Consider the following 26,528-nt stretch of genomic DNA (forward strand, 5'->3'; position numbering starts at 1 on the left):
CCGCGGGCGTGGCATCGTCAAATGGCCTGTCCGTCGCTATCGCGGTGCTCCTCGGCTGCGCCAGCCACGTTGGATACGTCGGCGCGGCGAGCGCCAGAGAGCCGACGCCCGGATATCCAGAGGCGGTCATCCAGTGGGGCGTGCAGCGGGGAGAGACGTGCGATGACATCGCGAAGGTCCTCTACGGCTCGTCCAGCCATGTTGGGCTGATCCAGCGGTATAACCGCGTCGCGTGCGGCCCGGGCGCGACGCTCGCCGAGGGGACCACGCTCGTCCTCCCCGCGGAGGTGACGTCGATCCCGGACGCGAAGATCCGGTCGATGCGCCCGGACGTGCGCGCTCGACCGGCCGGGGGCGCCTGGTCGCCCGCGACGCCGGGGATGCCCCTGCTCGCGAACTCGAGCGTCAACACGCTGGACGAGGGGCGCGCAGATATCGAGTTTGTGGATCGGACTCGGGTGCTGCTCGCGCCGAATACGCTCGTCGTCATCCACGGTACGGCGAGCCTGACGCGGGTGTCGAGGACGCCCCCTGCTGCCGTCGAGCTGGAAGACGGCGAGGTGAAGGCGGCGCTCGCCGCCCTGCGTGGCCAGACGGTCGATGTCGTCGCGAGCGGGGGCGGCCGGGTGAGCGCGTCGTCGCGCGACACCGTTGTGCAGCGGCGCGGGGAGCGGACGACCGTCGCCGTGTTCGACGGCAAGGCGAGCGTGAGCTCGGGCGGCCTCTCGGTCGTGGTCCCGAAGGACCATGGCACCCGGTTCGTTGGCAGGTCGCCGCCCGCGCGCCCGCGCCCGCTGCCGCCGGCGCCCGAGTGGGCGGAGCGGGCGTCCGCGGACGTCGCGTCGATCGCGCTCGCCCCGGCGGGGCTCGGCGTGCTGTCGGCGTCGTGGAAGCCGGCGCCGCAGGCCGCCGGCTACCGGGTCGAGGTCGCGCGCGACCCGGAGTTTCACGACCTCGTCGCCCGCGAGGAGGTGAAGCCGGACATCGTGTCCTTCCGCGCGGAGAAGATGCCGGCGGGCGCCTATTTCCTCCGGGTCCGGGTCATCGACCGCGAGGAGTACCTGGGGGTCGGCGCGGTGCGCCGGTTCCACCTCGTGGCCGCGCGGGCGTCCGGGGGCGTCGCCCCGTCGGCGGGGGAGATCACCGCGAACCCGTACGGGATCGTGGAGCTCACGCCGTCGCCTGCGCTCGAGCTGGCGATCGACGGGGGGCCGTTCGGCCCGGTCCCCGAGCGCATCGATCTGCTCCAGCGCGCCCCGCGCGAGCTCCGGCTGCGCGAGCGCGGCGGCGCCGCGGCGGAGCGCCTGCCGGACGCGGTGACGTCGCTCCCGGTCCGGTACACGACGGTCGGCGCGGCGATCGAGGCCTCGCGCGCGGCGGACGGGGGGGCGCTCGAGGCGCGGGTCGCGCTCGAGGGGGTCGAGGGGATCGACGTCGCGAGGCGGGTGGCGCCGCGGATCCACGCCCACCTGCCGGGCGGGGTGCGCTCGGCCGCGCTCGCCGGCGGCGACGGCGGGCTGACCGCGCGGATCCCGCTGCCCGGGGAGGCGGCGCGCCCCGGCGAGCCGCTGCGCGTCCGGCTCGACGTCGCCGACGGCCGCGGCCGGGTGATCGGCACGCGCGAGGTCGAGCTGCCGGCCCTGCCGGCCGCGCCGGGGGCGCCGGCGCCGGCGCGGCCGCCGTCCGCGCCCGTGCTGGGCGCGTACCTCCCGCTGCTGCCGGTGTCCGGGGTGGCGGACGTGCTCTGGCTCGGGCCGACGCCGCCCGCCGTCGTGGCCGCGGGCGCGGCCGCGTCGCGCGCCGGGGGCGGCTGGGTCGCCGCGGGGCAGGTGCGCGCGAGCGGCGCGCTCGGACCGCTGGGGTTCGACGTCGCGCTCCGCTCGAACCCGGCCGGCGACGGCGAGGCGGCGGGCAGCGCCGGCTGGCTCGGCGCGCGCTTCCGCGCCGTGCGCCTGGGGCGCTCGGCGTTCGAGCTCGGCCCCACGCTGCGCCTCGGCGTGCCGCTGGCCGACGCGGCCCCGCCGGTCCGCGTCGAGCCCGGGGTCGCGCTCGGCGGCGCGGCGGGCCGGCTCACGTGGGTGGTCAACGCCGGCGCCCGCGTCCGCGTGGGGGAAGGCGAGGGCGACGCGGCGGGGGACGGCGGCTCGGCGGGGGACGGCGGCTCCGCGGGCGGGGCGGGCAGCGCGGGCAGCGGCGGGCCGGCCGCGCCGTCGGCGCAGGGCTTTCTCGTGGCGGGCGGCACGGCCGACGCGGCGCCGTGGCTCCGGCTGCACGGCGCGCTGGACCTGCACCTCGTCCACCGCGACCGCGGCGCCGACGACGTGCTCGGCGCGCTGTCGGCGGGGGCGGAGGCGGGCGGCGCGCTGTTCGGGGCGCTGTCGGTGCGGGTGAGCCCGTGGCGCGCGGCGGACGAGGGCCCGGTGACGGCGCAGATCGCTGTCGGCTTCCGCGAGGCGCCGCCGTGAGCGCGGGCGACGACGCGCGCCGGCCGCCGGGCGATCCGGACGGGGACGGAGATCCCGACCGCACCGTGCTCAAGGGCGGCGCGCCCGCGCGCCCGCCGGGGACCGTGCTGGCCCGGGCGCCCGAGCGTTCGCCCGCCGGCGGCGCCTCGCCCGCGGAGACGCTCCCGTCCGACGAGCCCGACGAGGGCGCGTCCCGGCGGGCGGGCGTCGGGCGGGTGCTCGGCGGCAAGTACAACCTCGTGCGGCTGCTCGGCGCGGGCGGCATGGGCGAGGTCTACGAGGCGGAGCACGTGCTCCTCGGCGTCCCGGTCGCGGTGAAGACGATGCACCCGCACATCGCGTCGTACCCGGAGAGCCGGCGGAGGTTCCTCCGCGAGGCGCGCGCCGCGTCGCGGCTCGTGCACCGGAACGTGGTCAAGGTGCTCGACCTCGGCGGCGACGAGGACGACGGCGACGGGCTGATCTACCTCGTGATGGAGCTGCTCCGGGGCCAGTCGCTCGCCGCGCGGCTCCGGGCGTCGCGCGAGCTCCCCGACCTCGCCGAGGTGGCGGAGATCTTCGCGGACATCCTCGACGGCGTGGGCGCCGCGCACGCGTGCGGCATCGTGCACCGCGACCTCAAGCCGGAGAACGTGCTGCTCGTGGAGCAGGACGGGCGGCGCGTCGCCAAGGTCGTCGACTTCGGCCTCGCGCACCTCGACGACCCGCTCGACGCCGGGCCGACGCTCACGTCGCAGGACATGGTCGCGGGCACCCCGGAGTACATGAGCCCGGAGCAGTGCCGCTCGCTCGCCGTGGGCCCGAGCTCCGATCTGTACGCGTGTGGCTGTATTCTTACGGTGTTGCTGCAAGGAAAGCCGCCGTTCTCGGGGCTGCCGGCGGTCGAGCTCATGGCGATGCACATGTTCTCGATCCCGCCGCCGCTCGTGCGGCCGCCCGGGGCGCCGCCGGTCCCGCCGCTCCTGGAGCGGCTCCGGCTGGACCTGCTCGCGAAGCTTCCGGAGCGGCGGCCGGAGAGCGCGGCGGCGGCGCGGTCGCGGCTCGACGAGGCGATGTCGCGGGAGGCCGAGTCGCGGCGGCTGCCTGGGCGCAAGGGGGAGGTGCCGGTCCGCGGGCAGGGCGGGGGGCGGGGCGAGCGCGCGCCGGCGTGGGTGGACAGCGAGACGGCGCGGCACGAGCCTGTGCCGGAGCAGACGGTGGCGCTCTTGCGGATCGCGCCTGCGGGGCAGGGGCTGAGCGAGGAGTGCGAGATCGGGCTCGACGCGCAGCGGATCCACCTCGCCGAGGTGCCGGATACCGCGGCGCTGGCCGGGTCGGGGCTCGGCGTGGCGGTGATCGACGCCGGCGCGGACGTGGACGCCGCGTGCGCGCTGCTCGAGGCGCTCGGCCGCGCGGCGCCCGGGGTGCGCGCGGTCGTGTGCGCGGCGGGGCTCTCGTCGGAGCGGATGAACGCGCTCGTCGCGGCGGGCGCGGCCGACGTGGCGCGCTATCCGGTCGCCCCGGACGTGCTATCTCGCAAGATCGCCCGGGTGGTGCGCCGGGGGCGGTGAGGGGGCGGCGTGAGCGGCTGTTCCGGCCGCGGCTTCGTCGAACCTCTCCGGGCGTGAAGCCAGGTCAATGTAATGGGGCAAACTTCTGATTGACGTGCGCGGTCTTCGCTGTTACCGAGCGGAGGAGCTGACTTGTACATCGCTCCGGTCGTGGAGCTTCCCCTCGATCACGACGGGTGTGCCGCCAGAGAGCTGCTTCTTGACGACGGCATCCGAGCGTCGTGTAGGCGGGGGGTGCAGGCGGTCTGTGCGCGCGATTCGACGAGATCGCGCCTGTTGTGCGCCTGTTTCGGGCGAGGAGAGTAGAGCAGGGATGTCACGCGTGGGCACATTCTTCGTGGCGCTGCTGGGGGCGGGAGCGGGTCTCACTGCCGCGCTGCTGTTCGCTCGCTTTCAGCCTCCGAGCTCGGAGCCCGCCGGTGTCCCCCGGGCGACGGGCGAGGTCGCTCCGCCCAGGGAGTCCAGGGCGGAGCTCGCTCGGGTCAACAACCGGCTGGCCCTCGTCGAGCGGGCGCTCGAGAAGGCGCAAGCCGCGGAAGAGGAGCTGCCCTCCGGCGAGGGTGAGCCCGAGCCCGATCCCGGGCGACGAGAAAGACAGCGTGAGAGCGACGAGGTGCTGCAGGCCAGGGCGGTCGAGCAGTTTGACCAGTCGATCGAGGCCTTCAAGGCCATGCCGCCGGACAGCACGTGGGCGCCGCGCGCCACCACGGCGCTGACATCGGATCTACACGCGCTGTCGGAGCGGGTCGGATTCAAGGTGGACTCCGTGGAGTGCAAGGACCACCAGTGCTTGGCTCAGATTGAATCTTCCAGCCCGCACGACGCCGTCAGGCACGTCCAGGAGATCGCGCACTCGAGCCACTCCATCAAGTGCGCCACACAGGCCAATGTGAAGGTGCCGGAGGGGGCGACCGGCGCCGTCTCCGCCTCCGTCGTGTTCTCTCATTGTCGATGAGCCCGGCCTGCTGATCGCCTGCGCTGGCCCGCCACGGGCCGAGCGCTGCGCGCCTCGCCGGCCCTTCGCGGCGCCGGCCCGTCCCTGTCCTCCGTCCGTCGCGGCGCGCTCGAACACCTGCGGCCTTGTGCGACCGCGCCACGACGGCCTCCGCGGCACATCATCGAAGCCGCGCTGACGCGCTCCGTGTCGCGGCCTCGCCGCCGACATCGGCGAGCGCACCGGGCCGGCACGGGCTGCGCGTGGCCCGTCTATCGCAGGAGGGCATCACGGCGCGGAGACACCGGGTTGAAGAGGAAGGGCCCGAGGCGTCGTCCTTACTCCCGCCCTCTGGCGTTCTCCGCGCCGTGACGATCAGGTTCTTCGTGATTGGTGCGTGCCGGTCTTTCGTGAGGACGCCGGTGCCCCTGTCGCTGGCAGCGCTCGCTGCCTGGACACGTGATCTCACAGCACAAGGCCAGGATGCAGATGGCGACGCTTGCGCTCGCGAAGCGGCCTCAGGCCCTCATCGCGCTGCCGTCAGTCGAAGACCTTGTACCCAGTGACCGTGCTGTGATAGCCGGTGCCGGAGGTGTAACCACTGTTGATCACGAGGTAAGCATAGCCGAAAGGACGAGAGCTCCACGTTTGCAGCTCGCCGGGTCGATCGAGATAGCTGTCCTCCTGCAATGCGACAGTCTGCCCGCCAGCAGTCCCGTAAGAGAATTCTTTCTCATCGCTGCAGTCGGCGCCGAATGACGACACTCCGCTCTCGGTGTAGGACCAGCTCACGCACGCCTTGACATATCCCACGGTGTTGCTCGGGCTGGATGTGACGTAGTTGTTGATGCTGACCTGGACGCCCTCGACCTCGTCCAGCGGGAAAAGCTCCGACGACGCATGAGGGCAATAGATCTTGCCGCCGTTGGCGAGGTCCATCAGCCCCTTGCCATCGTTGGCATCGGCAGCGGGCGCCGACCCGTAGCAATTGAAGGCCGAGTAGCGTCGAATCTTCGTCCATGCCAGGCCTTCAGAGGCCGCGGCCATTCCGAATGCCAGGGCGAACGCGGCGGTGAACAAGGTCGTCTTCTTCATCATGTCTTCCCTTGAATGAACGCTGTTGCTTCAACGCGTCAGGTCGCAGAGGCACGGTCTGTGCGTTTGTGGTCCAGATAACATCTGAAGGATGTTGCTGTAAACACCAATTTCGCGAATTTCTTGCTCTCCGTCGGCTGGCGTGCGGCGCGTACGCTGTACGCGGCAGGGGTTCAGGATGTCGCCCTCGCCGCGGAGGTCGTGGGCGTCGTAGGGCAGCGGTGTTCGGCGGGCCTGGACCTGTCGCCCTGCGACCTCGGCGCGCGGGGCTCCAGCGGAGCGGTCGTACGTTCCCGGCTGGCCCTCGACAAGCCGCTCGCGAGTCTCTGGCGCCGCCGGGCCGGGAGCGGCAGAGGACGCGCGGCCGCAGCGCCGCCATGTGCGCGTGGGGCCCAACGGAGCGCGCCGGAACGGCCCCTGTCTCGCGGCACAGCGCAGCATGCTCCGGGCGACCCCCGCGCGATCGCCTGGCCCGGCGCTTGTATCCGCCTCTACCGCAGCAGCCGGCGGACCTGTTCGGCCCGCGGGAGTCGCAGAGGGGGAGTCCATGAATCCAGCCGCGAGCGCGCCCCAGGGCGGGCGTCTCACGCTGCGCCCGCTCGCCGAGCGGCCGCGGTGCACCATTGTCATTCCCTGTTACAACGAGGAGCGCTACATCGAGGACGTCCTCCGCAGCGCCCTCCGACAGCGCTATCCGCCGGATCGGCTCGAGATCTTCGTCGTCGATGGCGGCTCGCTCGACAGGACGCGGGAGATCGTCGAGCGCATCGCGGCGGAGGACCCGCGGGTGGCGCTCCTCCACAACCCGGCCCGGATCCAGGCCGCGGCCATGAACATCGGCATTCGCCGATCGCGAGGCGACGTGATCGTCCGGATGGACGCGCACGCCGACTATGCAGACGACTACGTCGCCGCGTCGGTCGCGGCGCTCCGGAGGACGGGCGCGCTCAACGCGGGCGGCGCGGCGCGGCCGCGCCACAGGAACGGCTTTCAGCGGGCGCTCTGCGCGGCGCTCTCCAGCCCCCTCGGCGTGGGGGGCTCGGCCTACAGGGACCCGTCGCGCGAAGGGTTCGTCGAGTCCGTCTTCAACGGCGCGTTCCGCCGCGAGGCGTTCGAGATCGCCGGCCTCTACGACCCGGACGCCGTCACCAACGAGGACGCCGAGCTGAACCAGCGCATCATCGATGCCGGCGGCGCCGTCTACCTGTCCCGCGAGATCGTCGCGTACTACTACCCGCGCTCGTCCTTCGCTGCGCTCGCGCGGCAGTATTTCGCGTACGGCATGGGGCGCGCCCGCACGCTGCGCTGCCGCGGGAGGCTGCTGTCGCTCCGGCCGATGCTGCCGTTCTTCATGGTGACGGCGTTCGCGCTGCTCGCGCTCGCGTCGGCGCTCCTGCCGGCCGTCCGCCCGGTCCTCGCGCTCGCGGCGCTCGCCTATGCCGCGCTCGTGGCCGCGGCGTCGCTCCGGCTCGCGCTTCGCGGCGCTCCGCGCGATTTCCCGCTGCTCTGCGGCATCTTCCCCACGCTGCACGCGGCGCACGGGCTCGGGTTCTGGGCCGGCCTGCTCCGCGGCGCGACGGACCGCGCTGGACGGCGCGAGGCCGAGCGCCTGCCGGCGCCGTGAGGCGCGCGGGCGGCGGCGCGGACAGAGCGAGGCAGTCCGTGGACTCCGTGGACTCCGCGGCTCGAGCGGCCGGGCAGGCGCGTTGATCGGCCGGGGTGCCTTTGGTATCGTCTCGCCCCGTGAGCGCGCGCCGGACGTCGTTTGCCTCGTTCTCCTCGGTCGCCACCGAGCTCATCGAGCTGTCCCGCTGGTGCAGCGATCGCGGCTGGACCCCGGCCACGAGCGGCAACTTTTCCGCCCGGCTCGGAGACGACACGCTCGCGATCACCGCGTCCGGCAAGTCCAAGGGAGCGCTCGGTCTGGCGGACATCGTGATCGTCAACCTGGAAGGCCGCCTGACGGGGCCGTCCGCGGCCCGGCCGTCGGCCGAGACGGCGCTGCACTGCCAGCTCTACCGGCGCTCGCGCGGCATCGGCGCGGTCGCGCACACCCACTCGCGGGCGGCGACGGTGCTGTCGCGCCGGTGCGCGAACGAGGGGTACGTGACCCTCGCGGGCTACGAGGTGGCGAAGGCGCTCTCCGGGGCGACGACGCACGACGACACGGTGCTCCTCCCCGTCTTCGCCAACACGCAGGACATCCGCAAGCTCGCCGGCGCCGTCGAGGCGTTCATGTCGGCGCACCCGCCGGTGCCCGGGTATCTCATCGCCGGGCACGGGCTCTACACGTGGGGAGCGGACCCGACCGAGGCGAGCCGCCATATCGAGGCGCTCGAGTTCATGCTCGACTGCGCGCTGCTGGAAAGGAGCATCTCATGAGCTTGCTGCGGGTCTACCGGGACAGCGATCCGACGAAGGCCGAGGAGTACACGACGCTCGAGGACATCGCCCGCGTCGCCGCCGCGTCGCAGATCCGCTTCGAGCGCTGGTCCGCCGAGCGCCCGCTGCACCCGGGCACGCCGCCGGCCGAGGTGCTCGAGGCGTACGCCGGCCCGGTGAAGCGGCTGTCGGACGCGTGCGGGTTCGTCACGGCCGACGTGATCTCGGTCTCGCCGGACACCCCGAACCACGCGGAGCTCCGGCGGAAGTTTCTCGACGAGCACATCCATACCGAGGACGAGGCGCGCCTCTTCGTCGAGGGGCGAGGGATGTTCTGCATCCACCAGGGGGATCGCGTGCTCTCGTTCCTCGTCGAGAAGGGCGACCTCATCAGCGTTCCGGCCGGGACGCGGCACTGGTTCGACATGGGGCCGTCGCCGTCGTTCACCTGCATCCGGTGGTTCTCCGACCCGAGGGGGTGGGTCGCCGAGCACACCGGGTCGGACATCGCGTCGCGCTTCCCGCGCCTCGAGGCGTGAGCGTGGCCCCGAGCCCTGCGCGCGCGGTGCTCGTCGACGTCGAGGGGACGACGACCGACGTGCGGTTCGTCCACGAGACGCTGTTCTCCGTGGCGCGGCGGGACCTGGCCGGGTACGTGTCCGCGCACGCCGGCTCCCCCGAGGTCGAGGCGGCGCGGGCGGCGGTCGCGCGCGAGCGGGGCGCGCGCGAGGACGCCGTGAGCGACGGCGAGCTCGCGGCGGCGCTGCTGGGGTGGATCGACGAGGATCGCAAGGAGACGACGCTGAAGGCGCTGCAGGGGAAGATCTGGCGCAGCGCGTACGAGTCGGGGGGGCTGCGGAGCCACGTGTATCCTGACGTGGCGCCGGCGCTGCGGCGGTGGCGCGACCTCGGGGTCACGCTCGCCGTGTTCAGCTCCGGATCGGTCGAGGCGCAGGAGCTGTTGTTCCGGCACACGACGGCGGGGGATCTGACGGGGCTGTTCACGGGGTTCTTCGACACGACCACGGGGCCGAAGCGAGAGGCGGGGGCGTACCGGAGGATCGCGGAGGCGCTCGGGGCGGTTCCGGGAGAGGTGGTGTTCCTGTCGGACGTTGTCGCGGAGCTCGACGCGGCGGCGGAGGCGGGGATGCGCACGGTGCAGATCGTACGGCCGGGGACGACGCGGGACTCGGGGGGGCGGCACGCGGTCGCGGAGAGGTTCGACGAGGTCGCGGTGGCGTAGGCGCCCAGCCGGGGGCGGCGGAGCCAGCGGGGGAGGGAGCGCGTCGCGGGGGGGCTGGCGGGGCGGTCCCACAAACTCGCGCCTTTTGGTGGCTATTGCCTCGTGAACGGGGGGGCGTGATCGGGGGGCGACACGCTGCGCTGCGGGCCGGCGCTCGGGTTTGTGGGGGCCTGCCCCGCCAGCCCCCCCGCGACGCGCTCCCTCCCCCGCTGGCTCTTTGTTGTGAGGGGGGATGATGAGGTTGGAGACGGGGGCGATGGGCGTGAAGGATGGCCATGACCGCACCTCGAGCGCCGGACTTGCTTGTCGCTCTCGCGCCCCGGCAGCGAGGAGAGGAACTGGCCCGAAATCCTCCGCGACGGGCAAGATCATGTTGTAGGGTGGCGCCCGCTTGTTCGCACGAAGGAGCCTCTCATGAAGGATCTGGAGCAGTTGAACCCGCCCGCAGCGCTCGAGCAGATCGAGCGGGCCAGCGCCGAGATCGGCTTCAACATGGCCAGCGACCGACAGACAGGGTCGATCCTGCGCACGCTCGCCGCCGCCAAGTCGGGCGCCTTCCTCGAGCTCGGCACCGGCACAGGGATCTCGACGTGCTGGATCCTCGACGGGATGGACGCCCACTCCACCCTCGTCTCCGTGGAGAGCGACGAGAAGGTCCAGGCCATCGCGCAGCAGCACCTCGGGGGCGACCGCCGCCTCACGCTCGAGACCCTGGATGGCGAGGCCTTCTTGCGCTCGGTCCAAGAGCAGCGGTTCGACTTCATCTTCGCCGACACATGGCCGGGCAAGTTCTACGCCCTCGAAGAAGCGCTGAACCTGCTCAGGCCCGGCGGGCTCTACATCATCGACGATCTGCTCCCTCAGCCGAACTGGCCGGACGGCCACGCTCCCAAGGTGGCAGCGCTGATCGCCACCCTCGAGCGGCACGAACGCCTCGTGGTGACAAAGCTCTGCTGGTCTTCAGGGCTGATCATCGCGACGCGGGTCGATCGGGCCTAGAACACGATCGCGTTGATCGAGCGAGAAATGAACCGCCAAGGCGCCAAGGACGCCAAGAAGAGATGATATCTTGGCGCCCTCGGCGCCTTGGCGGTTCGAAATTCTGCTCGTTTCGGGCGGGTTCAACCCGTCTGTTGCGCTGGACGCCCTCGGCGGCGAGCCCGCCGAGAGAGGGAGCTCGTCGCGGAGGTGCTCCCGGAAGGGCCAGCGACGGCCATCACAATAGCCCAGCGCCGACCCAGAGCCCGGGCTCGTACGCGACCAGCGTATCCACGTCGCCCGAGCCGAGCACGAGGAAGCTCGCGGGAGAGAGCCCGACGAACAGGTGCGCGCCGATCGGGAACTGGATCCCCCACGCGAGGCGGGCGCCGAAGGCGCCGACACCCTCGAAATAGGGGGACTCGAAGAAGATGCGGTGGTAGCCGGGCGTGATCCCGACCGACATCTCGACGTGCGGGCCGACCGCCATCACGAGGCGGAGCGGCACGCCGATCGCGAGCTGATCGGCGTCGGGAGCAAAGAGGCCCCGGAGCTCGACGCCGATCTCGACGCGGCGCGTGTCGCTCACGGGAACACGCGCCACGGCGCCGAGGTCCAGCGACACCCCGTCCTCGACCGCAAAACGACCCGGGACGAAGTAACCGGAGAACCCGAGCGAGAGGGCCATCCGGCGCGCGTTGGCCTCGGCCTGGGGGGTCGCGCCGGGCGCTGCGGGCTTTGCTGCCGCGGGCTCCGGCTCCGGCGCCGCATCCGGCGTGCGCCCGGACGGCTGCGCTGCGGCCGCCGGCGGCTGCTGCGCGGCGGACGACGGCGGGGGAGGGTAGGGCGCGGACGGCGGCGGGGAGGGGTAAGGCGGGGGGTACCCGCCGGCCGGGGGCGGCGGGTAGGGGTAAGGCGCGGGATACCCGCCGGCCGGGGGCGGCGGGTAGGGGTAAGGCGCGGGATACCCGCCGGCCGGGGGCGGCGGGTAGGGGTAAGGCGGGGGGTACCCGCCGGCCGGGGGCGGCGGGTAGGGGTAAGGCGCGGGGTACCCGCCGGCCGGAGGCGGGTACGGAGAGGGCGCCGGGTATCCTCCCGCCGGCGGCGGGGGCGGGGAGGGCACGGAGGCCGGCGGCCGCGCCGCAGCAGGCGCCGAGCTCGCCGCCGCCGACGGAGCCGCCGTGGGCGCTGCCCGCGGCGCCGCCTGGGCAGCGGCGTCGCCCGCGGAGAGGCTCAGGGACGCGAGCGCCACAAGCGCGGGCGCCGCGGCCGCAGCGCGGCGCCCGCGGCGAGCGCGCAGCGCGGCCGCCCCGAGCCCGAACAGGAGCGCCAGCGAGACGAGCTGGCCGGTGCTGAGCCCGCCGTACACGCCGCGCCCGGCGTCGCCGCGGAGCAGCTCGATGAGGAACCGCCCCGCGGCGTAGAGCGCGAGCCAGGTCCCGAACGCGCGGCCGTCACGGTGCCCGCGGACGAGCCAGAGGGCGGCGACCGCGCTCGCCAGCGCCCCGAGCGCCGCCTCGTAGAGCTGCGTGGCGTGAACGGGCAAGCTCGGCGCGCCGAGGGGCACCCAGCCGGCCGCGGCGTGATCGTCCGCCGCGGGGCTGCCCGCTGGGAACCGCACGCCCAGCGCGCCCGCCGTGACACGGCCGTAGTCGCACCCGGCGAGGAAGCACCCGGCGCGCACGCTCGCGTAGGTGATCCCGAGCCCGGGCACGAGCCGGTCGAGGAACGGGCGCACGGCCGCGCCGCGGCGGAGCAGCACAAGGACCGCGACGACGACGCCCGCGATGAGCCCGCCGTAGGCGGCGCGGCCGGCGTGGAGCATCGGACCCCACGAGCCCCGCGCGAGCGCCTCGGGCGCGGCGCGCAGCGCCTCGAAGACGTGGCCGCCCAGCAGCGCCGCGACATAGCCCGCGAGCAGCGCGCGGCCCTCGACGGCGACGTCGGCCCGGTCCCGGCGCACGAGCCAGAAGAACGCCGCCGCGCCGAGCAGCCCCGCGACGGCGACCATCACCGCGTACGTCGGCGAGAGCCACGGCGGCAAGCCGTGGCGCTCCAGCCAGAGCATCACGGCGCGGCTCACGCCCGCCTCCGGATGCGCAGCAGCATGTAGCCCGCGGGCACGGCCCACCAGAACGCGGCGCCGAGCGGCAACGGCGCGCCGCCCCCTCCCGGATCGCGCCGGCCGGCGCTCACCTTGCAGCTCGCGCCCGACCCGGTGCCCGCCGACGGATCGCCGTCCTTGCAGCTCTCGTCGCAATCACGGCAGTTCTGGTTGCAGTCGCGGCAGTTCTGGTTGCAGTCGCGGCAGTTCTCGTTGCAGCCCGCGACGTCCTCGTTGCAGCCCTTGCAGCCGCCGCCGCAGCCGCTCGTGTCCGCCGTGCCGCCCGACGCGCCGCTCGGGACGACAACGGGGCCGGTCGGGCTGCCGTACTGGAGGCAGCGGTCGAGCACGGCCATGCAGCCCGCATCGGCGGCGAACGCGAGCGCGCCGTCGCGACCCGCGATCGGCAGCGCGGCGCACGCGCCGCTGCCCGCGGCGTGGACGCACTCCTTCACCCCCTCGATGCTCATCAGCGCGAGCACGCAGAGCGCCTCGGCGTTCGGCGCGCCGGCGTTCACCCACGCGCACTCCGCCTGGGCATCCGCGAACGCCGGGTCGGTGCGCTCGTGCTCGCAAGGCCCGGTCACCGCGCAGGTGCACACGTCCCGCACGCCGGCGGCGCACTCGGCGATCGACCCGGGGAGGTGGTACGGGTTGGCGTCCACCGAGGTCGGCTGGATCCGGGGCCCCGCGGGGATCGCGACGACCTCGCCCGCGAGGACGGGGCGCGCGGGCGCGTCCGGCGGCGCGAGGGCGCCCAGCGCGACGAGCCACGCCGCATTGACGTACACCGTACGATCCAGGGCGACGACGCCCGCGGGCAGCCCGGTGACGCGGATGATGTCGTGCGCCTCCGCGCGCCGCGCGAGGTCCGCGAGGATGACGCCGGCGCGGCCGTCGAGCGCCGCTTCCTCGAGCCGCGCGGTCTCCGGCGACGCCGGCTCGCCCGAGAGGACCGGCCGATCGAGCGGCCCCTCGGGCCCGCGCTCCGGCGCAACAGACGCGCTGGACGCGCCGGACGCGACGGCGCGGAGCACGAACCCCTCCGCCGAAGGCTCGAGCGCCCCGAGGACGACAGCGTCCTCCCCCCGCTCCTCCCGCGCCGCGTCCGCGCTGCGGACGAGCGCCGGGACGCTCGCGATCTCCGCGCCGGCGATGGCCGTCTCTCCTCCCGCCGCGCCGTGCGCCTCCTCCAGCCGCACGGCCAGATCGTGGAGGGCTTCCTCGGGCAAGGCCGCGAGGACCTCCGGCGCGGCGCTCAGGGCATCGCGCAGCGGCAGGTCGTCGTAAGGCGGTGTCTCCGCGCTGCACGCGCCGAGCGCGGCGACCCCGAGCAGCACGGCGGCACGGCGGATCGCTCTCTCGATCTCGACAATCACGCTCGTTCGCATGCCCCACCCCCGCTCCCCGATCGCGCGGAGCCCGGCGGACGCGCCGCGCGCCACCGCGCGAGCGGGCGTATCGCCGGCGAGGACACCGCCGCGAGGAGACAAGGAGGAGCGTGCCAGAATCAGAGACGCTGGCACAAGGGGTCATCGCGGGGAGCGCCTCTCGCGATCTCGATCGGAGCGCGAGAGACCTACACCGCGACCGCCGTCCGACATCGAGGTGCCTCGCCAACCACCTTGTGCGCGCCCGCCTCGACCGCCGGCGCGAGGCACGCGACGAAAGGAGGCCCCTCCGCGCGGTCACGTCGCGCGGCGCCCCCGCGCGAGCTGGGATGGTGCCGGGCGGCCGAGCGCGTGCTCCTCGGCGTGAGGATCGTAGGCGGCGCGGTCTCGGCCGTCAGCCCGCTCGAAACGGCTTCTTGTCCGTGTTGCGCACGCTCTCGCGCGACATGAGCCGCTCGTGCCACGCGCGGAGGCGCGGGTGCGGCTCGAGGAGCGCCGCCTCGGGCGTGAGGAGCAGGTAGTGGACGAGCGGCACGACCAGGATGTCGGCCAGCGTGAACCGCTCGCTCGCGAGGAACGCGCGGTCGCCGAGGAACCTGTCGAATTGCGCGAGGCTCGTCCGCGCCACGGGGATGGCGGCCTGCACGGCCTGCTCGTCGGGCGGGCCGCCGCGCAACGACTCGGGGAACAGGCGGTTATACAGGATGCCAGGGCCGACCGCCCGCCAGAAGTACGCGTCGACGATGCCGAGGATCTGGTTCATGCGCGCGGCCTCGCGCGGATCGCTCGGCTGGAGCGGCTCGCCCGGAAACACCTGATCGACATACCGGAGGATGGCCTGCGTCTCGTAGAGCGTGAAGCCGTCGTGCTCGATCACCGGGACCTTGGCGAATGGGTGCCTTTCCAGGTGCGGCGACACCCGGTGAGCCCCGAAGGCGACGGCGGCGAGCTCGTAAGGGACCTTCTTCTCGACGAGCGCGATCTCCGTGCTCCAGGTGTACGACGATCCGGGCGTTCCGTGGACGACAAGGGCTTTCATGTCGAGCTCCTCAGACAAGGGGAGCGGCCTCGACGTCACCGACAAGGCGGCGCACGAACGTCGACGAGCCACTCTGAATGGTAAGTCAAAACTTACGCAATCCGGTCCGCTGGTCAAGCTGTTTCTGCTTGCCGGGGAGGAGGCGTTTGCGCATGCTTACGGTGTGGACCCGGTAGGCCAGGTGCTCGCGGCGCTCGCCGATCCGACGCGCCGGCAGATCCTCGAGCGGGTGCGCGGGCGCCCGCTCTCGGTGGGGGACATCGCGAAGACGGTGAGCGTGAGCCGCCCTGCGGTCTCACAGCACCTGCGGGTGCTGCAGGAGGCCGGGCTCCTGCGCTGCCACAAGAACGGGCGCCAGAACTTCTACGGCATCGATCTCGGGGGGCTCACCGCGCTGCGCTCGTACATCGAGGGCTTCTGGGACGACGTCCTCGGCGCGTTCCAGGCCGCGGCCGTCCAGGAGGCCGAGCGAAAGAAGAGGCACTGAATGTCAGGACTCACGGCAAGGTCGCCCGGCTCGCCGGCGCGAGGCGCGCGGGGGCGCGCCGCGGTCCACGGGGCAGGCGGGCTGTGAGCGCGCTCCCGCCCATCCGTCGCTCGGTGATCGTCCCGCTCGATCCGGCCGCCGCGTTCGAGCTCTTCGCGCGGCGCATCTCGTCGTGGTGGCCCCTCGCGGCGCGCTCGGCCGGCGCGAGCCCCGCGGTCTCGTGCGCGATCGAGGAGCGCGTCGGCGGCCGCGTTTACGAGCGCGGGAGCGACGGCAGCGAGACCCCCTGGGGGACGGTGCTCGTCTGGGAGCCGCCCGACCGGCTCGTGATCACCTGGCACCCCGGGCGAGAGGCGAGCGAGGCGCAGGAGGTCGAGGTCCTGTTCCTCGCGCTCGGCGCGCACACGCGCGTCGAGCTCGAGCACCGCGGCTGGGAGCGGGTGCCGAGGGACGCCGCCGCGCTGCGCGCCCGCTTCGAGGGCGGGTGGCCCTCGTTGCTCGCGCGCTTCGAGGCGCTGGCCTCGGGAGAGCCCATGCCCGAGGTGACCGGCCCCGGCTGCCAGGTCGGGCGCTGATCACCGCAGGTCGAGCCGCCGTCGCGCGGAGCGGGGAACGGAACGAGGCCCGGTAGCTCTCGGCGGCGCGGGCCGCCGGGTTCAGCGAGGGAGCCGCTCCATGAAGCGCGTGATGTGCTGGGCGATCTCGACCGGCTGCTCCTCCACGGCGAAGTGCCCCGCGTCGAGCAAGTGGAGCTCTGCGTCGGGGAGATCGCGGAGATACGCCTTCGCGCCGGCGCTGATGAAGTCCGCGTCGTTGCGCCCCCACACGATGAGGGTCGGCGGCTTCCGGGTGCGCAGGAACGCCTGCCATGAGGGATAGCGATCGACGTTCGTCTGGTAATCCTGCAGGAGCTGGACCTGGATCGCGCGATCCTCCGAGGTGGCCAGGAACGCGAGGTCGTGGGGCCAGGCATCGGGGCTCACACGCTCGCGGTGCGCCACCGGCACGTGCCGGAGGTATTGCTCCTGCTTGACCCCCTCGGCGCTGACGAGCTGGGCGACGGCAGCGGCGCTCTCGGGGGACCGGTCCTCGTGGGCGTGCCGGATGCCCGCCCGCAGCGTCTCCGGCAGGCCTTCGACGTACGCGTTGGCGTTCTGCACGACGAGCCCGCGCAGCCGCTCGGGGTGGGCGAGAGCGACACGGAAGCCGACCGGCCCGCCGAAGTCGTGCATGTAGATCACGTACCGCGCGAGCCCGAGCGCCTCGGTGAACCCGGTGATGTGCTCCGCGAGGAGGTCGAACGTATACGTGACCTCGGAGGGCGAAGGACGATCGCTGTAGCCCGATCCCAGGTAGTCCGGCGCCACGACGCGATATCGGCCCGAGAGGAGAGGGATCAGCTCCCGGTATTCGTGAGACGACGACGGGAAGCCGTGGAGCAGGAGCAGCACGGGGCGGTCGCGGCGTCCGGCTTCGCGGTAGAAGATCCTGCGGCCTCCCACCTCGATGGTGCGATGATACGTCTTCTCCGGCCAGACCGCCTCGGGCGCCGCCGCTCGGGTCCGGTCTCCTGCCGACGCGTCCGCCGGCGCGGCGGCGTCGCGGCCCGGCGCGAGCGACGGACCGGCGCAACCCGCGAGCCCGGCGACGAGCCCGGCGGAGGCAAGCCAGCCCACGGCCCGGCCGAGCCGCGCGAGCCCGGAGCGCCGTCCAGCCCCGGCCTCCGTGGGACCGGCCGCGTTCCTTGCGGCCGACATGCCCGCGCATCTCGCCGGATCGACCTCCCGAGCTCGCGCCGCCGATCGCCCGGACCCCACGCCCACGTCCTCCTCGCTTCCCATGCTAACCTCCGTTTATAACTTTTGACGGTTATATGGCCGACGTGCTAACCGGTCAAGTGGGTGATCGATGGTTAGCGGCACGTCGCGTTTTCTCTGGGTCGGCAATCACCGGGCGCTCGATTTCCTCAACACCGAGCCGGTGCAGCGCGGCGTCCAGGCGGATCTGCTCCCGGATCTGCGCAGCCTTGTCGGCTGGTCCGAGGAGGCGGGCTTCCTCGACGGCGCGACGGCTGCGGGCGTCCTCGACCGCTGGGATGGGTCGAGCGAGGGGGTGAGCGCCGTGGAGCAGGCGCACCAGTTCCGGGCGGCGCTGCGCGCGCTGATCGAGGGGCCGCGCGAGCGCGGCGCCGCGGGCCAGGACGCGCTCGACGTGCTCAACCGGGCCCTGCGCCTCGACGTGGGGTACACGGAGGTCGTGCGAGCGCGCGCCGGGTTCGTGCGCCGGGGTCGCGTGCGGATCGACGAGCCGGCGCAGCTCCTCCGCCCCATCGCCGATGCGGCTGCGGGGCTTCTTTGCGATGTGGATCCGGGGCTCGTGAAGCGCTGCGGGAATCCGGACTGTGTCCTCTATTTCCACGACACATCGAGGAATCACGCCCGGCGCTGGTGCAGCATGGAGCTTTGCGGCAACCGGATGAAGGTGGCCGCTCACTACCACCGGCAGCGAGGCGGTTAGCGGCGTGTCGGCCCCCTGGCTCGGTGCGCCAGCGGGTCCCTGGCGCTGCGCCACAGGAGCCCTTCGGCGTCAGCCTGCTGTCGGATCCGACCCCTTGCGCTCGTCCCCCTGACACGCAAATGCGCGGCTGCTGCTCGGAATGCCCTCTCGATGCTCACGTCTGCCGGTCGAGCCCCGGATCCAACATGGAGGGGCAGCCCCGGCGTCAGGGGCACGTCGCCGCGTCGTCGTTGTCTATCAGGATCGCGTGCGGAGCGCCGGTCCGCTCACGGAGCTCTTCCGCTTCACAGGTGGGGAGCTTCGGGTTCGTCGTGATCTCGAGACCCTGGTGGATCCGCTCGAGCGAGGAAAGCGCATCGATGCGGGTGAGCTCCGGGTTGTTCGAGATGATGAGGTACTGGTCGATCACCCGGAGCGCAGAGAGCCCATCGAGGGAAGCGAGCACGGGGTTGTTCCCGATGGTGAGATCCTGGTGGATCGTCTCGAGCGCCGCGAGCCCCTCGAAGCTCTCGAGCTTCGCGTTGCCGGTGACGAGGAGGTTGGCGAGCTGGGTCAGGCCTTCGAGGCCCCGCAAGCTCTCGAGGGCCGGGTTGGACTTGAGCGTCACCGCGCCCGTGGCGGTCAGGCTGCGCAGCCCGGCGAGGCTCACCAGGGCGGGGCTGTTCTCGATCCGGACGCCGCCAGCGCGCACCGTCGTCAGGTTCTCGAGCCCGCCCAGGTCAACGAGGCGGAGGTTCGAATCGATGATCAACGCGCCGCCCACGGTCTTCAGGCCTTGAAGCCCCGTCACGCTCGCGAGCACATCGTTGTTCTCGATCGCCAGGCCCGCCGCGATGGACTCGAGCCGCTCGAGCCCCTCGAGCGTGGCGAGGCCACGCGTGTACCGGATGCTGACCGCGCCCGCGACGTGCCGTAGACAGCCGAGGCGTCGCAGCTGGTTCACCCCTTCGCTGATCATCAGGTCCCCCTGGACCTCGGAGATGAGCGGCAGGTCGTCGACGTCGATCTGGTGCTTCAAGTCGAGCGAGCTCGCGCTGGGCTGCGCCGCGGCGCAGTCCAGCTCCGTGGGCGCCCCCGCGCTCCCGCCGGTCCCGCCCGGGACCCCCCCGCCGCCCGAGCCGCCCGCGTCCATGCCACCCGAGCCGCCCGACGGGCCGCCCTCGCCCGCCCCCGTCGCGTCGAGCAGGCCACCCGTGCCGCCGGAGCCGTTGCCCGTGGTTCCGCCCGCGCCACGTCCTCCAGCACCTCCTGTCGCCCCGGCGTCCCCCGGACCGTCGACCTCGGAGGAGCCTCCCCCTCCACTGTCGCCCGCGACGCCTGGAGCCTCAGGGCTCACCCTGCCGCAAGCCAGTGGGCCTCCTGCTGCGACAAGCCCTGCCGCCGCGATCGGCGCCCAATAGAAAACCCGCCTGCTCCACACCGGCATCATCGACCCTCCGTTATCCAGAGCGCGGCCGCTCAGGCGTTCGCCCTGAGGGCGCCGAACTCGCCTGGATCGTGGATGGTGGTGGGATTGATCCCGCCACCGATGAAGTCCTCTGTCCGGTCGTACTTGCCGAAGTGGGTCACCGGCCCCGAGCCGCCCGGCGCCGGGAAACCGTCGCTGCCTGCCGTGACGCCGAGGGCGTTCATCAAGTTGCAGAAGTACTTGTTGATCGGCGCGTTGGCGAGCGACGGATCGGTCCCCGTGGCCTGGGTGGTCCCGTCGACCTCGGTCGGAGCGCCGTCGGCACAGAGGATCTCGCTGTTGCCCGTCGTGAGATCGGGCGAGCCGTCCTCGACGTTGACGGCCCAGCCGGTCTTGAAATAGCCGCCGGCGCTGCCGACCTGGACGATCGGCAGGTTGTTCAGGTTGCGGGCGCAGCCGTCCGACGCGTCCTGGAACCAGACGACAGCGCTGTTGTCGAGGAGCGTCCCGTCGCCCTCGTCGATGCGGTCGAGCTGCTCGACGAGGTGGGCGAGCTTCCTCGCGTAGAAGTCGTCGATCGTGAGGAGCATGTCGATCACACCCGGGACGCAGGTGCCCTGCATGGCCGCGCTGCCCACGCGATACGAGAGACTGGCGCTCTCCATCGTCATGCCGAGCCCCCGAAAAGCGTAGTTCGCGGGGTACTTCAGGAAGATGACGGGGGTCGCGTTGCACGCCGCCGCGAGCACGGCGAAGTTCGAATAGAGGTCCGCCCCGTCAAGATTGTCCGAGATCCGCCGCGTCAGCACGTCTTCGCCGAACGAGGACGCGCTCGCCAGGTCGACGTTTTCTTGCGTCGCACCGAGCGCCGCGGCGAGGGACGCTGTGCACTGCCCGGAAGCGACGGTGGTCACGGTCTCGTGGAGAATCGCCTTCCAGGCCTCCAGCTTGTGCCTGTCCGACTGGCTCATGTCGAAGCGCGCGAGCGTGTCGAGATCGTCGCGCACGAGGTCGATGATGCTCTTGCCGCGGATGGCCTTGTACGTGTCCGGGGAGGGCAGGGGGCCCGTGAACAGGCCCGTGAGCTTGGCCAGGATCTCCGCCGGCGCGCCCAGACCCCGATACGGGGTCACGGGCGCCGAGAACGAGATCGCCGAGTGGCCGCTGTCGCTGAAGTTCCCCACGCGCATGAACAGGGGCTCGCCGTCCGGGCTGAGCTGTCGTGCGATGACGTGGTCCAGCGAGGGACCGGTCGGCTTGGCGTTGAACTTCGTCGCCTGGTCGAAGCTGAACGGATCGTCGCTGTTGGGAGTGACCGGGTGGCACGTGAAGAACGACCCGTTCACCTGCGTGTGGCGATCGTTCCCCTGCCCGCGCGCCATCGTCGTCGTCCACTCGTTCATCGCGCGGATGCCGCGGGGCATGAGGAGCTTGTCGACGTGAGGCGCCAGGTGCTTGAGCGTCGTTGGCTCGAGGTCCGCGGCGGTGAGCGGGCCGTGCGACTTCTTCGGGAAGAACCGCGTCGTGATGCAGCCATAGTGCGTGTACATCACGATGAGCCGCCTCGGCGGCGTGGCCGGCTGCGCCTTCGCGGCGCGGTCGGCGATCGAGCCGAGGAACGGCGCCGCGACGCACGCTCCGCCAAGCCCCCGGAGGAAGATTCTTCGGCTCACGCGCTTTGCCATGGTCGTATTTTCTCAGCCTCGACGCAAACGCCCGGCTGCCCCTCGGAACGCCCACTGAATGCCCGCGTTTGCGGGTTTCGATCATCCTTCGCACGGATCGAACGGACGCTCTTCGCGGGGCGTGGGCGAACCGCCGCCATCGGTCGGAGCTCACGCGATTTCTACCGCAGCATGCCGCCTGTCTCGAGCGCTCTTCCGCCCGGGAGCAGCGAGGTGCCGCGCCGCGACCATCTCCTGGGGGCCCGACCGAGGGGGCCGGGGCCCAGGGCTTGTCGGGACCCCGACGGCGCATCACCGGCGCGGGCGGCGGGCGTCGACACGGCGGGCGCTGCGCCGCCGGAGCCGAGGATCCCGCGGAGCGGGCCCGGCATCCCGTCCTGCTCCGTCGCTGCCGCGGTCCCCGTCCAGCGCCGCGCTCAGCAACGTTTGCCTGGCCAGGGCAACGATGGCGTTCCTCTCGAGGAGAGCTGCGCAACTCTTGCCGAGTCGCTCCGGCGCGCCCCGCGCTCCGCGGCATCTCTCGACATCTCGATCTGGCCCGCGCGTTGCTCTCCGCTCCTCGCGTCGCGGCGCGGAGCGGGCGTGAAGCCCGCTGGCCGCGTTGGCGTATCGCTGTGAGCTCCGGGAGCGCAGGCGCGCTCCCCGAAAAGAGAGGTATCTCATGCGCAAGATGATGACTGCAGGGTTGCTGGCGATCTCCGGAGTCCTCGCGGCCTCGATGGGCTGCATCGCGCCGCCCGCGGACGAGCCGATCGCGGACGAGGGGGTGGGCGCCGAGGTCGGGGAGGAGCCGACGGGGGAGGCCGCGGACGAGCTGTCGGTGTGCGGCAGCGGGCTCGTGTGCCAGTGGGGGTTCGCGAGCGGCGCGACGTACTGCGAGCAGTACTCGTCGGGCCCGCGGGTCCACTGCTGCCCCTCGGGGTACGGGATCGTCAACAACACGTGTGTCCCGAAGTGCGGCTGGGGGCTCCAGTGCTCGGCCGGCAGCCTCGTCGGTGCCACGTCGCAGGGTCATGGGGCCACCCCGTCGCAGGGTCATGGGGCCAGGGGGAGACGACGTGATCGGCCTCGACCATGCCCGAGACCGCGAAGCGTGTCGAGGTCCCCGGAGCCGGGCGCGCAGCGACCGGCGACGTCTCTCTTTTCGCAGGGTCATGGGGCCACCCGGGCCCCCTGAGAGCTCCGGCGCAGGGATCGCGACGCTCAGCAGCAGGAACGTCCACCCCGCCCCCGGCGCCCCTCACGGTCACGTTGACGAGGGTGGGCGAGGCGCGCCGAGTGGAGCGAGGGGGTCAGCGGCGCGGCCCCGGGATCGACGTCCTCGCCGGGGCGGCAGCGGTCATCGCCGTTTGCTGCGTGGATGGCTGGGCGGCTTGCTGCGCGCGGGAACCGGCGCGGCCGTGTTGCTCTCGTCGAGCTTCGGCTTGAGCCGTGGCCTGTACGACTCGCCCTCGACGATGAAGTCGAACGCCGCGTTCTTGAACCGATCGACGGCGCTCTGCGCGAGCAGCACGTCGTCGAACATCGCGAGCCACTCGGCCGTGTCGCGATTGCTCGTGACGATCATCGACGCGTGACCCGTGCGCTCGAGGAAGAGCTGGTAGACGTCGCGGCTCTCTTCCTTGCTCATCGCCTCGAGCGCGAAGTCGTCGAGGATGAGCAGGTCGACGGTCGTGAGCGCGACCATCTCGGCGTCGCGTGAGTTGTCGAGCCTGCTCTGGCGCAGCCTGCGCAGCATCGCGTCGGCGCGCAGGAAACGCACGCTGTAGCCGTGCTGGCACGCGAGGTGTCCGAGCGCGTTCGCGAGGAAGGTCTTGCCCACGCCGACCGAGCCGAGGATGACGATGTGCTTGTGCTCTTCGAGGAAGCGCAGGCTCGTGAACCCACCGAGCAGACGCTTGTCGAAGCTGACCTTCGCGGTCTTGTCCCAGAGCTCCAGGCGCATGTTGGGATCGAGCCCGGCGTCGCGTACGCGGCTCTCCGTCGCGCTCGCCTCGCGGCGCGCGATCTCGTCGGTGAGCAGCATGAGCAACATCTCCTCGTGCCCCATCGACTGCTTCTCGGCCAGCAGCAGCCGCTCACGCAACGTCGCTGCGATGCGGCCGAGGCGCAGGCGCTTGAGCGCCGTGACGAGCGCGGGGTCGACTTCGCTCGAGCTCATCACGCCTCCTCCTTCGTCGCGGCAGCCGCCAGCGTGCGTGTCGCGAAGTGCTCGGTGCTGCGCGCGAACCGCGGCGTGGGGAGCGCAACGACCTTGCGCTCATCCGTGGGCGGTGACGCGGGCGTCTTCGCCGTCTCGAGCATGCGCGTCACGCGCTGCACGTCGACGACATCGAACGCGAGCGCGCTCTGGCAGATCGCCTCGACGCGCCCGTTGCCGAACTTGTTGCACAGCCGCAGCAGCGCATAGACGAGCCGCATGCGCGTCCACGGTAGCGGCACATCGAGCAGCCGCTCGGCGTAGATGCCGACGTGCACGCCGCACTTCTTCGCGCTCGCGATGAGCGAAGCCACATCGCGCTCGGCCGCGATGTCCTTGCCCACGGGGTAGTCGCTCGGGTCGGTGGAGCGCTTGCCCGGCGCAACGCGCGCGTGCACCTTCACGAGCTGCGTGCCGGCGTAGATCCTCACGGACACGCTGTCGGCGCGAACGCGCACCGTGCTGCCGACGTAGCGCGTCGGCACGCTGTAGAGCGACCGGAGGACCTGCACGTGATGGTCGGGGTGCACCTTCGCGTCAGTCCAGTGCGGTACGTCGAACGGCGCTGTCGGCGCCGGCTTCATGGCGCTCCTCTCGCGCGTCTCGAACACCTCGCGCGGCACTTCGCGCGTCGTGCCGTGGACACGCGCACCGGCGACGTCGCGACACCACCGCTCAGCGGACGCGCGCGCCTCGTCGAGGCTGGTGAACGACTCGCCGTCGAACCAGCTCTCGCGCACGTACGCGACCTGATTCTCGACACGCGCCTTGTCTTTTGGCGACCTGACTCGCGCGGCATCCACGAACAGCCCGCGCGTCTGCGTGTAGTCGAGGAACGCCGGCACGAGCACGGGCGCGAGCTCGTCAGCGCGAAGCACGATGGCCTTCGTGTTGTCCGGGAGGATCACGCGCGCCATCGCGCCGAAGAACCTCCACGCCGCATCCAGGCCTGCGCACACCGCCGCGGTGGTCTGCTCGAACGACGGCCACACGAACTGGTAGCGGCTGTACGCGAGCGTCACCACGAGCACCCACAGGTTACGAACCCGCTGTGTCGCTGGGTCGAACAGCTTACCCATCAGGCCGAAGTCGATCTGCGCGACCTCGCCGGGCTCGGTGTCCGCGACGCGAACCGTCGGCATCTTCTTGCGCCACGCGAGCTCCTCCCTGGCGAAACGCCAGAGCGTGTCGTAGCTCGCGGTGACGCCGTAGTCGCGCGTGAGCAGCGTGTGGATCTTCCGCAGCTTCAGCGGGCGAGATTGGGCTAGCCAGGCCTCGATACGTGCTCGATGCGCGTCGACCTGCCTCCACTCATCGCTCGCATCAGGCACCGGGCGCGCCTGCACGCGCTGGGCGATCGCGTGAACCTCCTCGTCCGTCGGCTCGCGGTCGCGTGGCAGTGGCAGGGTCGCTGCGGCCTCGAAGTACCTGCCGACCGTCTTGCGATCGAACCCCGTCTCGCGCGCCACATGACGCGCGCTCTGCCCCGCCGCACGACGGCGGAGCATTTCCTTGATGTCAACCATGATCAGCTCTCGGTAGGGCATCGGCCTCCTTCCGACGGCGACCCGCGCCGTCGTCGGAAGGAGCCCGTCTCAGATCCCGACCGCGGCGTCCCGAGCTGGCCCCATGAGGCTGCGAAAAACCTCGGAAGCTGGCCCCATGACCCTGCGAAAACCGGGTCACGCCCCCGCGCGGGTGGCCCCATCCTCCTGCGATTGGGGTGGCCCCATGACCCTGCGAAAAACGCCGTCAGGTGGCCCCATGAGGCTGCGAACTGGCATCGTCGGCTCGCACGCCTGCACCCAGCGGGACACGGGCTCGACCATCATCCAGTGCTGCGAGTCGGGCCAGCGCATCTCGGGCAACAGCTGCGTCTGGTGAGGCTGTCGGTCTGAACAGCCCGCAGGCTCATCGGCCTGCGGGCTGGCTCGTCCTCGAGATCGGTCAGGAGCCGGGCCGCGGTGCTCCGCCACGCCGCGGCCCGGCCATCTCGGTCCTGGGGTGACAACCGCGGCGAGGAGGACGAGGATGGCGCTCGGACGCGGTGCTCACGCCGAGCGAGGTGAGCGCTCTGCTGGATCGCATGACCGGCGTCCCGCGACGCATGGCGCCCGCCTCGGCGGCGCTGGCAGAACGGCCGTCCTTGCTCGCGGTTCATTACCATGGTACTGTGCCGGCATGAAGCTCGCGCAATCGAGGGTCACGGCTCAGGGGCAGATCTCGGTTCCCGCCGAGGTGCGCAAGCGCCTCGAACTGGTGCCGGGATCGATCTTGGAATGGGATGCCGAGGGTGATCGAATCACCGTGCGGCGCGTTGGTCGGCACAGCTTCGAGGATCTTCACCGGGCGCTGTTCTCGCGGGAACCCCAGCCGCGAAGTCTTGACGATCTCAAGGAAGGCATCAGGCAGCGCATGAGGGCCCGCCATGCGCGCCGTTGACACGAATGTCCTCGTTCGCTTGCTGGCACGCGACGACGCAAAACAGCTCGCCGCTGCCGAGACCTTCGTGCAAACAGGTGCATGGATCTCCCATCTCGTGCTCATGGAAGCCGTTTGGGTCCTGGACTCCGTGTACGGCGTCGAACCGGAGCAGATCGGGAACGGAGTAGAGATGCTGCTGGACCACAACTGCATGGTGGTTCAGGACGCCGACGTGGTAAGGGCGGCTGTCGCGCAGTTCCGCGAGCATCCCGGCCTGGGCTTCTCCGATTGTCTGATCCTCGAAGTCGCACGCGCAGCGGGCCACGTTCCGCTTGGAACCTTCGATCGCGGACTCGGGAAAGTGCAAGGCGCTCAAAAGCTATGAGCTGAACGGTAAGGGCGGCCCAGCAGGTGGAGGTGTTCCCAGCTCCGCGGAGGGCCAGCTCGAGCGCCTGGGTCAGGAGCTCGACGGCGCGATCGTCGCGATCAGGGTACCGCGGACGGCGGCGAGGCCGCGGAGATGCGCGGCGTCCGATGGATCGAGGCCACGGACCGTGGCAACATGCTCCCGCGCCTCGCTCGGCCTCCGGTGCGCGGTTTCATCGGCTCATCCTTCCTGGGCAACA

General features: G+C 72.1%; 23 protein-coding genes. 14 read left to right on the forward strand and 9 right to left on the reverse strand.

The annotated features are described in order from the left end of the window. The first annotated feature begins 8 nt into the window (after positions 1–8). The 3 genes from WMF24_RS08015 (at position 9) to WMF24_RS08025 (ending at position 4,970) form a co-directional block, all read left to right on the forward strand. Positions 9–2,465 (forward strand): FecR domain-containing protein, encoded by a 2,457-nt coding sequence (locus tag WMF24_RS08015; protein ID WP_437735776.1) that lies wholly within the window; start codon positions 9–11, stop codon positions 2,463–2,465. Next, entirely contained in the window at positions 2,462–4,015 is a 1,554-nt protein-coding gene (locus tag WMF24_RS08020; RefSeq protein ID WP_437735777.1) for a serine/threonine-protein kinase, read from the forward strand. The genes WMF24_RS08015 and WMF24_RS08020 overlap by 4 nt, the downstream gene beginning before the upstream one ends. A gap of 322 nt (positions 4,016–4,337) precedes the next feature. After that, the gene (locus WMF24_RS08025) at positions 4,338–4,970 is read left to right on the forward strand and encodes a hypothetical protein (protein WP_437735778.1); all 633 of its coding nucleotides are present in this window, start codon (positions 4,338–4,340) and stop codon (positions 4,968–4,970) included. Between the two features lie 519 nt (positions 4,971–5,489). Here WMF24_RS08025 and WMF24_RS08030 read toward each other — a convergent pair. Continuing rightward, a complete protein-coding gene (locus WMF24_RS08030; protein WP_437735779.1) occupies positions 5,490–6,047 on the reverse strand; it encodes a hypothetical protein in 558 nt (185 codons plus the stop codon). Positions 6,048–6,591: 544 nt separating this feature from the next. Here WMF24_RS08030 and WMF24_RS08035 point away from each other — a divergent pair. The 5 genes from WMF24_RS08035 to WMF24_RS08055 all read left to right on the forward strand — a co-directional run bounded on the left by WMF24_RS08035 (position 6,592) and on the right by WMF24_RS08055 (position 10,668). Next, a complete protein-coding gene (locus tag WMF24_RS08035; protein ID WP_437735780.1) occupies positions 6,592–7,668 on the forward strand; it encodes a glycosyltransferase family 2 protein in 1,077 nt (358 codons plus the stop codon). Between the two features lie 119 nt (positions 7,669–7,787). Then, positions 7,788–8,426, forward strand: coding sequence for a methylthioribulose 1-phosphate dehydratase (locus WMF24_RS08040; protein ID WP_437735781.1), 639 nt, complete (start codon positions 7,788–7,790; stop codon positions 8,424–8,426). Then, the gene (locus WMF24_RS08045; protein WP_437735782.1) at positions 8,423–8,965 is read left to right on the forward strand and encodes a 1,2-dihydroxy-3-keto-5-methylthiopentene dioxygenase; all 543 of its coding nucleotides are present in this window, start codon (positions 8,423–8,425) and stop codon (positions 8,963–8,965) included. Before WMF24_RS08040 ends, WMF24_RS08045 begins: the two co-directional genes overlap by 4 nt. Before the next feature lie 2 nt (positions 8,966–8,967). Continuing rightward, positions 8,968–9,669, forward strand: a complete 702-nt coding sequence (mtnC, locus tag WMF24_RS08050) for an acireductone synthase (protein ID WP_437735783.1) — start codon at positions 8,968–8,970, stop codon at positions 9,667–9,669. Positions 9,670–10,083: 414 nt separating this feature from the next. Then, positions 10,084–10,668: an O-methyltransferase gene (locus WMF24_RS08055; protein WP_437735784.1), complete on the forward strand. Its 585-nt coding sequence runs from the start codon at positions 10,084–10,086 to the stop codon at positions 10,666–10,668. A 217-nt stretch (positions 10,669–10,885) separates the two neighbouring features. On the opposite strand, the gene WMF24_RS08060 is transcribed toward WMF24_RS08055, so the two are convergent. The 3 genes from WMF24_RS08060 to WMF24_RS08070 form a co-directional block, all read right to left on the reverse strand. Next, positions 10,886–12,730, reverse strand: coding sequence for a prolipoprotein diacylglyceryl transferase (locus WMF24_RS08060; RefSeq protein ID WP_437735785.1), 1,845 nt, complete (start codon positions 12,728–12,730; stop codon positions 10,886–10,888). After that, a complete protein-coding gene (locus WMF24_RS08065) occupies positions 12,727–14,130 on the reverse strand; it encodes a hypothetical protein (protein WP_437735786.1) in 1,404 nt (467 codons plus the stop codon). Before WMF24_RS08065 ends, WMF24_RS08060 begins: the two co-directional genes overlap by 4 nt. 406 nt (positions 14,131–14,536) lie before the next feature. Beyond that, positions 14,537–15,181 carry a glutathione S-transferase family protein gene (locus WMF24_RS08070; RefSeq protein WP_437735787.1) on the reverse strand — a complete coding sequence of 215 codons (645 nt, stop codon included), beginning with the start codon at positions 15,179–15,181 and terminating at the stop codon, positions 14,537–14,539. Between the two features lie 163 nt (positions 15,182–15,344). On the opposite strand from WMF24_RS08070, the gene WMF24_RS08075 reads away from it, so the two are divergent. Next, entirely contained in the window at positions 15,345–15,668 is a 324-nt protein-coding gene (locus tag WMF24_RS08075; RefSeq protein WP_437735788.1) for an ArsR/SmtB family transcription factor, read from the forward strand. A gap of 113 nt (positions 15,669–15,781) precedes the next feature. Next, positions 15,782–16,243 (forward strand): SRPBCC domain-containing protein, encoded by a 462-nt coding sequence (locus WMF24_RS08080; RefSeq protein WP_437735789.1) that lies wholly within the window; start codon positions 15,782–15,784, stop codon positions 16,241–16,243. 81 nt (positions 16,244–16,324) lie between these two features. On the opposite strand, the gene WMF24_RS08085 is transcribed toward WMF24_RS08080, so the two are convergent. Continuing rightward, entirely contained in the window at positions 16,325–17,425 is a 1,101-nt protein-coding gene (locus tag WMF24_RS08085) for an alpha/beta fold hydrolase (protein WP_437735790.1), read from the reverse strand. A gap of 151 nt (positions 17,426–17,576) precedes the next feature. On the opposite strand from WMF24_RS08085, the gene WMF24_RS08090 reads away from it, so the two are divergent. Further along, positions 17,577–18,185 carry a CGNR zinc finger domain-containing protein gene (locus WMF24_RS08090; RefSeq protein ID WP_437735791.1) on the forward strand — a complete coding sequence of 203 codons (609 nt, stop codon included), beginning with the start codon at positions 17,577–17,579 and terminating at the stop codon, positions 18,183–18,185. A 205-nt stretch (positions 18,186–18,390) separates the two neighbouring features. Here the strand turns inward: WMF24_RS08090 and WMF24_RS08095 are convergent, their stop codons facing one another. Beyond that, positions 18,391–19,521 (reverse strand): hypothetical protein, encoded by a 1,131-nt coding sequence (locus WMF24_RS08095; RefSeq protein WP_437735792.1) that lies wholly within the window; start codon positions 19,519–19,521, stop codon positions 18,391–18,393. A 122-nt stretch (positions 19,522–19,643) separates the two neighbouring features. Continuing rightward, positions 19,644–21,266: a DUF1552 domain-containing protein gene (locus tag WMF24_RS08100; RefSeq protein WP_437735793.1), complete on the reverse strand. Its 1,623-nt coding sequence runs from the start codon at positions 21,264–21,266 to the stop codon at positions 19,644–19,646. Positions 21,267–21,939: 673 nt separating this feature from the next. Here WMF24_RS08100 and WMF24_RS08105 point away from each other — a divergent pair. Next, complete coding sequence (locus WMF24_RS08105) at positions 21,940–22,455, forward strand: hypothetical protein (protein WP_437735794.1); 516 nt, start codon at positions 21,940–21,942, stop codon at positions 22,453–22,455. Positions 22,456–22,617: 162 nt separating this feature from the next. Here WMF24_RS08105 and WMF24_RS08110 read toward each other — a convergent pair whose 3' ends face one another. Then, positions 22,618–23,439, reverse strand: coding sequence for an ATP-binding protein (locus WMF24_RS08110; RefSeq protein WP_437730880.1), 822 nt, complete (start codon positions 23,437–23,439; stop codon positions 22,618–22,620). Continuing rightward, positions 23,439–25,004, reverse strand: coding sequence for an IS21 family transposase (gene istA / locus WMF24_RS08115; RefSeq protein ID WP_437730881.1), 1,566 nt, complete (start codon positions 25,002–25,004; stop codon positions 23,439–23,441). Before istA ends, WMF24_RS08110 begins: the two co-directional genes overlap by 1 nt. 655 nt (positions 25,005–25,659) lie before the next feature. On the opposite strand from istA, the gene WMF24_RS08120 reads away from it, so the two are divergent. Both WMF24_RS08120 and WMF24_RS08125 read left to right on the forward strand, forming a co-directional pair. Then, the gene (locus WMF24_RS08120) at positions 25,660–25,920 is read left to right on the forward strand and encodes an AbrB/MazE/SpoVT family DNA-binding domain-containing protein (RefSeq protein WP_437735795.1); all 261 of its coding nucleotides are present in this window, start codon (positions 25,660–25,662) and stop codon (positions 25,918–25,920) included. Beyond that, positions 25,907–26,287, forward strand: coding sequence for a PIN domain-containing protein (locus WMF24_RS08125; protein ID WP_437735796.1), 381 nt, complete (start codon positions 25,907–25,909; stop codon positions 26,285–26,287). Before WMF24_RS08120 ends, WMF24_RS08125 begins: the two co-directional genes overlap by 14 nt. The last annotated feature ends 241 nt before the right edge of the window (positions 26,288–26,528 follow it).

It is taken from the genome of Sorangium sp. So ce1335 (assembly GCF_051521615.1).
Taxonomy (GTDB): Bacteria; Myxococcota_A; Polyangia; order Polyangiales; family Polyangiaceae; genus Sorangium.

What these genes read in the sequence shown, in the direction of transcription:
- istA (WP_437730881.1), bottom strand. Translation starts at nt 25,004, where the DNA reads ATGGTTGACATCAAGGAAATGCTCCGCCGTCGTGCGGCGGGGCAGAGC.
- WMF24_RS08045 (WP_437735782.1), top strand. Translation starts at nt 8,423, where the DNA reads ATGAGCTTGCTGCGGGTCTACCGGGACAGCGATCCGACGAAGGCCGAG.
- WMF24_RS08105 (WP_437735794.1), top strand. Translation starts at nt 21,940, where the DNA reads ATGCGCAAGATGATGACTGCAGGGTTGCTGGCGATCTCCGGAGTCCTC.
- WMF24_RS08055 (WP_437735784.1), top strand. Translation starts at nt 10,084, where the DNA reads ATGAAGGATCTGGAGCAGTTGAACCCGCCCGCAGCGCTCGAGCAGATC.
- WMF24_RS08030 (WP_437735779.1), bottom strand. Translation starts at nt 6,047, where the DNA reads ATGATGAAGAAGACGACCTTGTTCACCGCCGCGTTCGCCCTGGCATTC.
- WMF24_RS08110 (WP_437730880.1), bottom strand. Translation starts at nt 23,439, where the DNA reads ATGAGCTCGAGCGAAGTCGACCCCGCGCTCGTCACGGCGCTCAAGCGC.
- WMF24_RS08125 (WP_437735796.1), top strand. Translation starts at nt 25,907, where the DNA reads ATGCGCGCCGTTGACACGAATGTCCTCGTTCGCTTGCTGGCACGCGAC.
- WMF24_RS08120 (WP_437735795.1), top strand. Translation starts at nt 25,660, where the DNA reads ATGAAGCTCGCGCAATCGAGGGTCACGGCTCAGGGGCAGATCTCGGTT.
- WMF24_RS08035 (WP_437735780.1), top strand. Translation starts at nt 6,592, where the DNA reads ATGAATCCAGCCGCGAGCGCGCCCCAGGGCGGGCGTCTCACGCTGCGC.
- WMF24_RS08085 (WP_437735790.1), bottom strand. Translation starts at nt 17,425, where the DNA reads ATGTCGGCCGCAAGGAACGCGGCCGGTCCCACGGAGGCCGGGGCTGGA.
- WMF24_RS08070 (WP_437735787.1), bottom strand. Translation starts at nt 15,181, where the DNA reads ATGAAAGCCCTTGTCGTCCACGGAACGCCCGGATCGTCGTACACCTGG.
- WMF24_RS08090 (WP_437735791.1), top strand. Translation starts at nt 17,577, where the DNA reads ATGGTTAGCGGCACGTCGCGTTTTCTCTGGGTCGGCAATCACCGGGCG.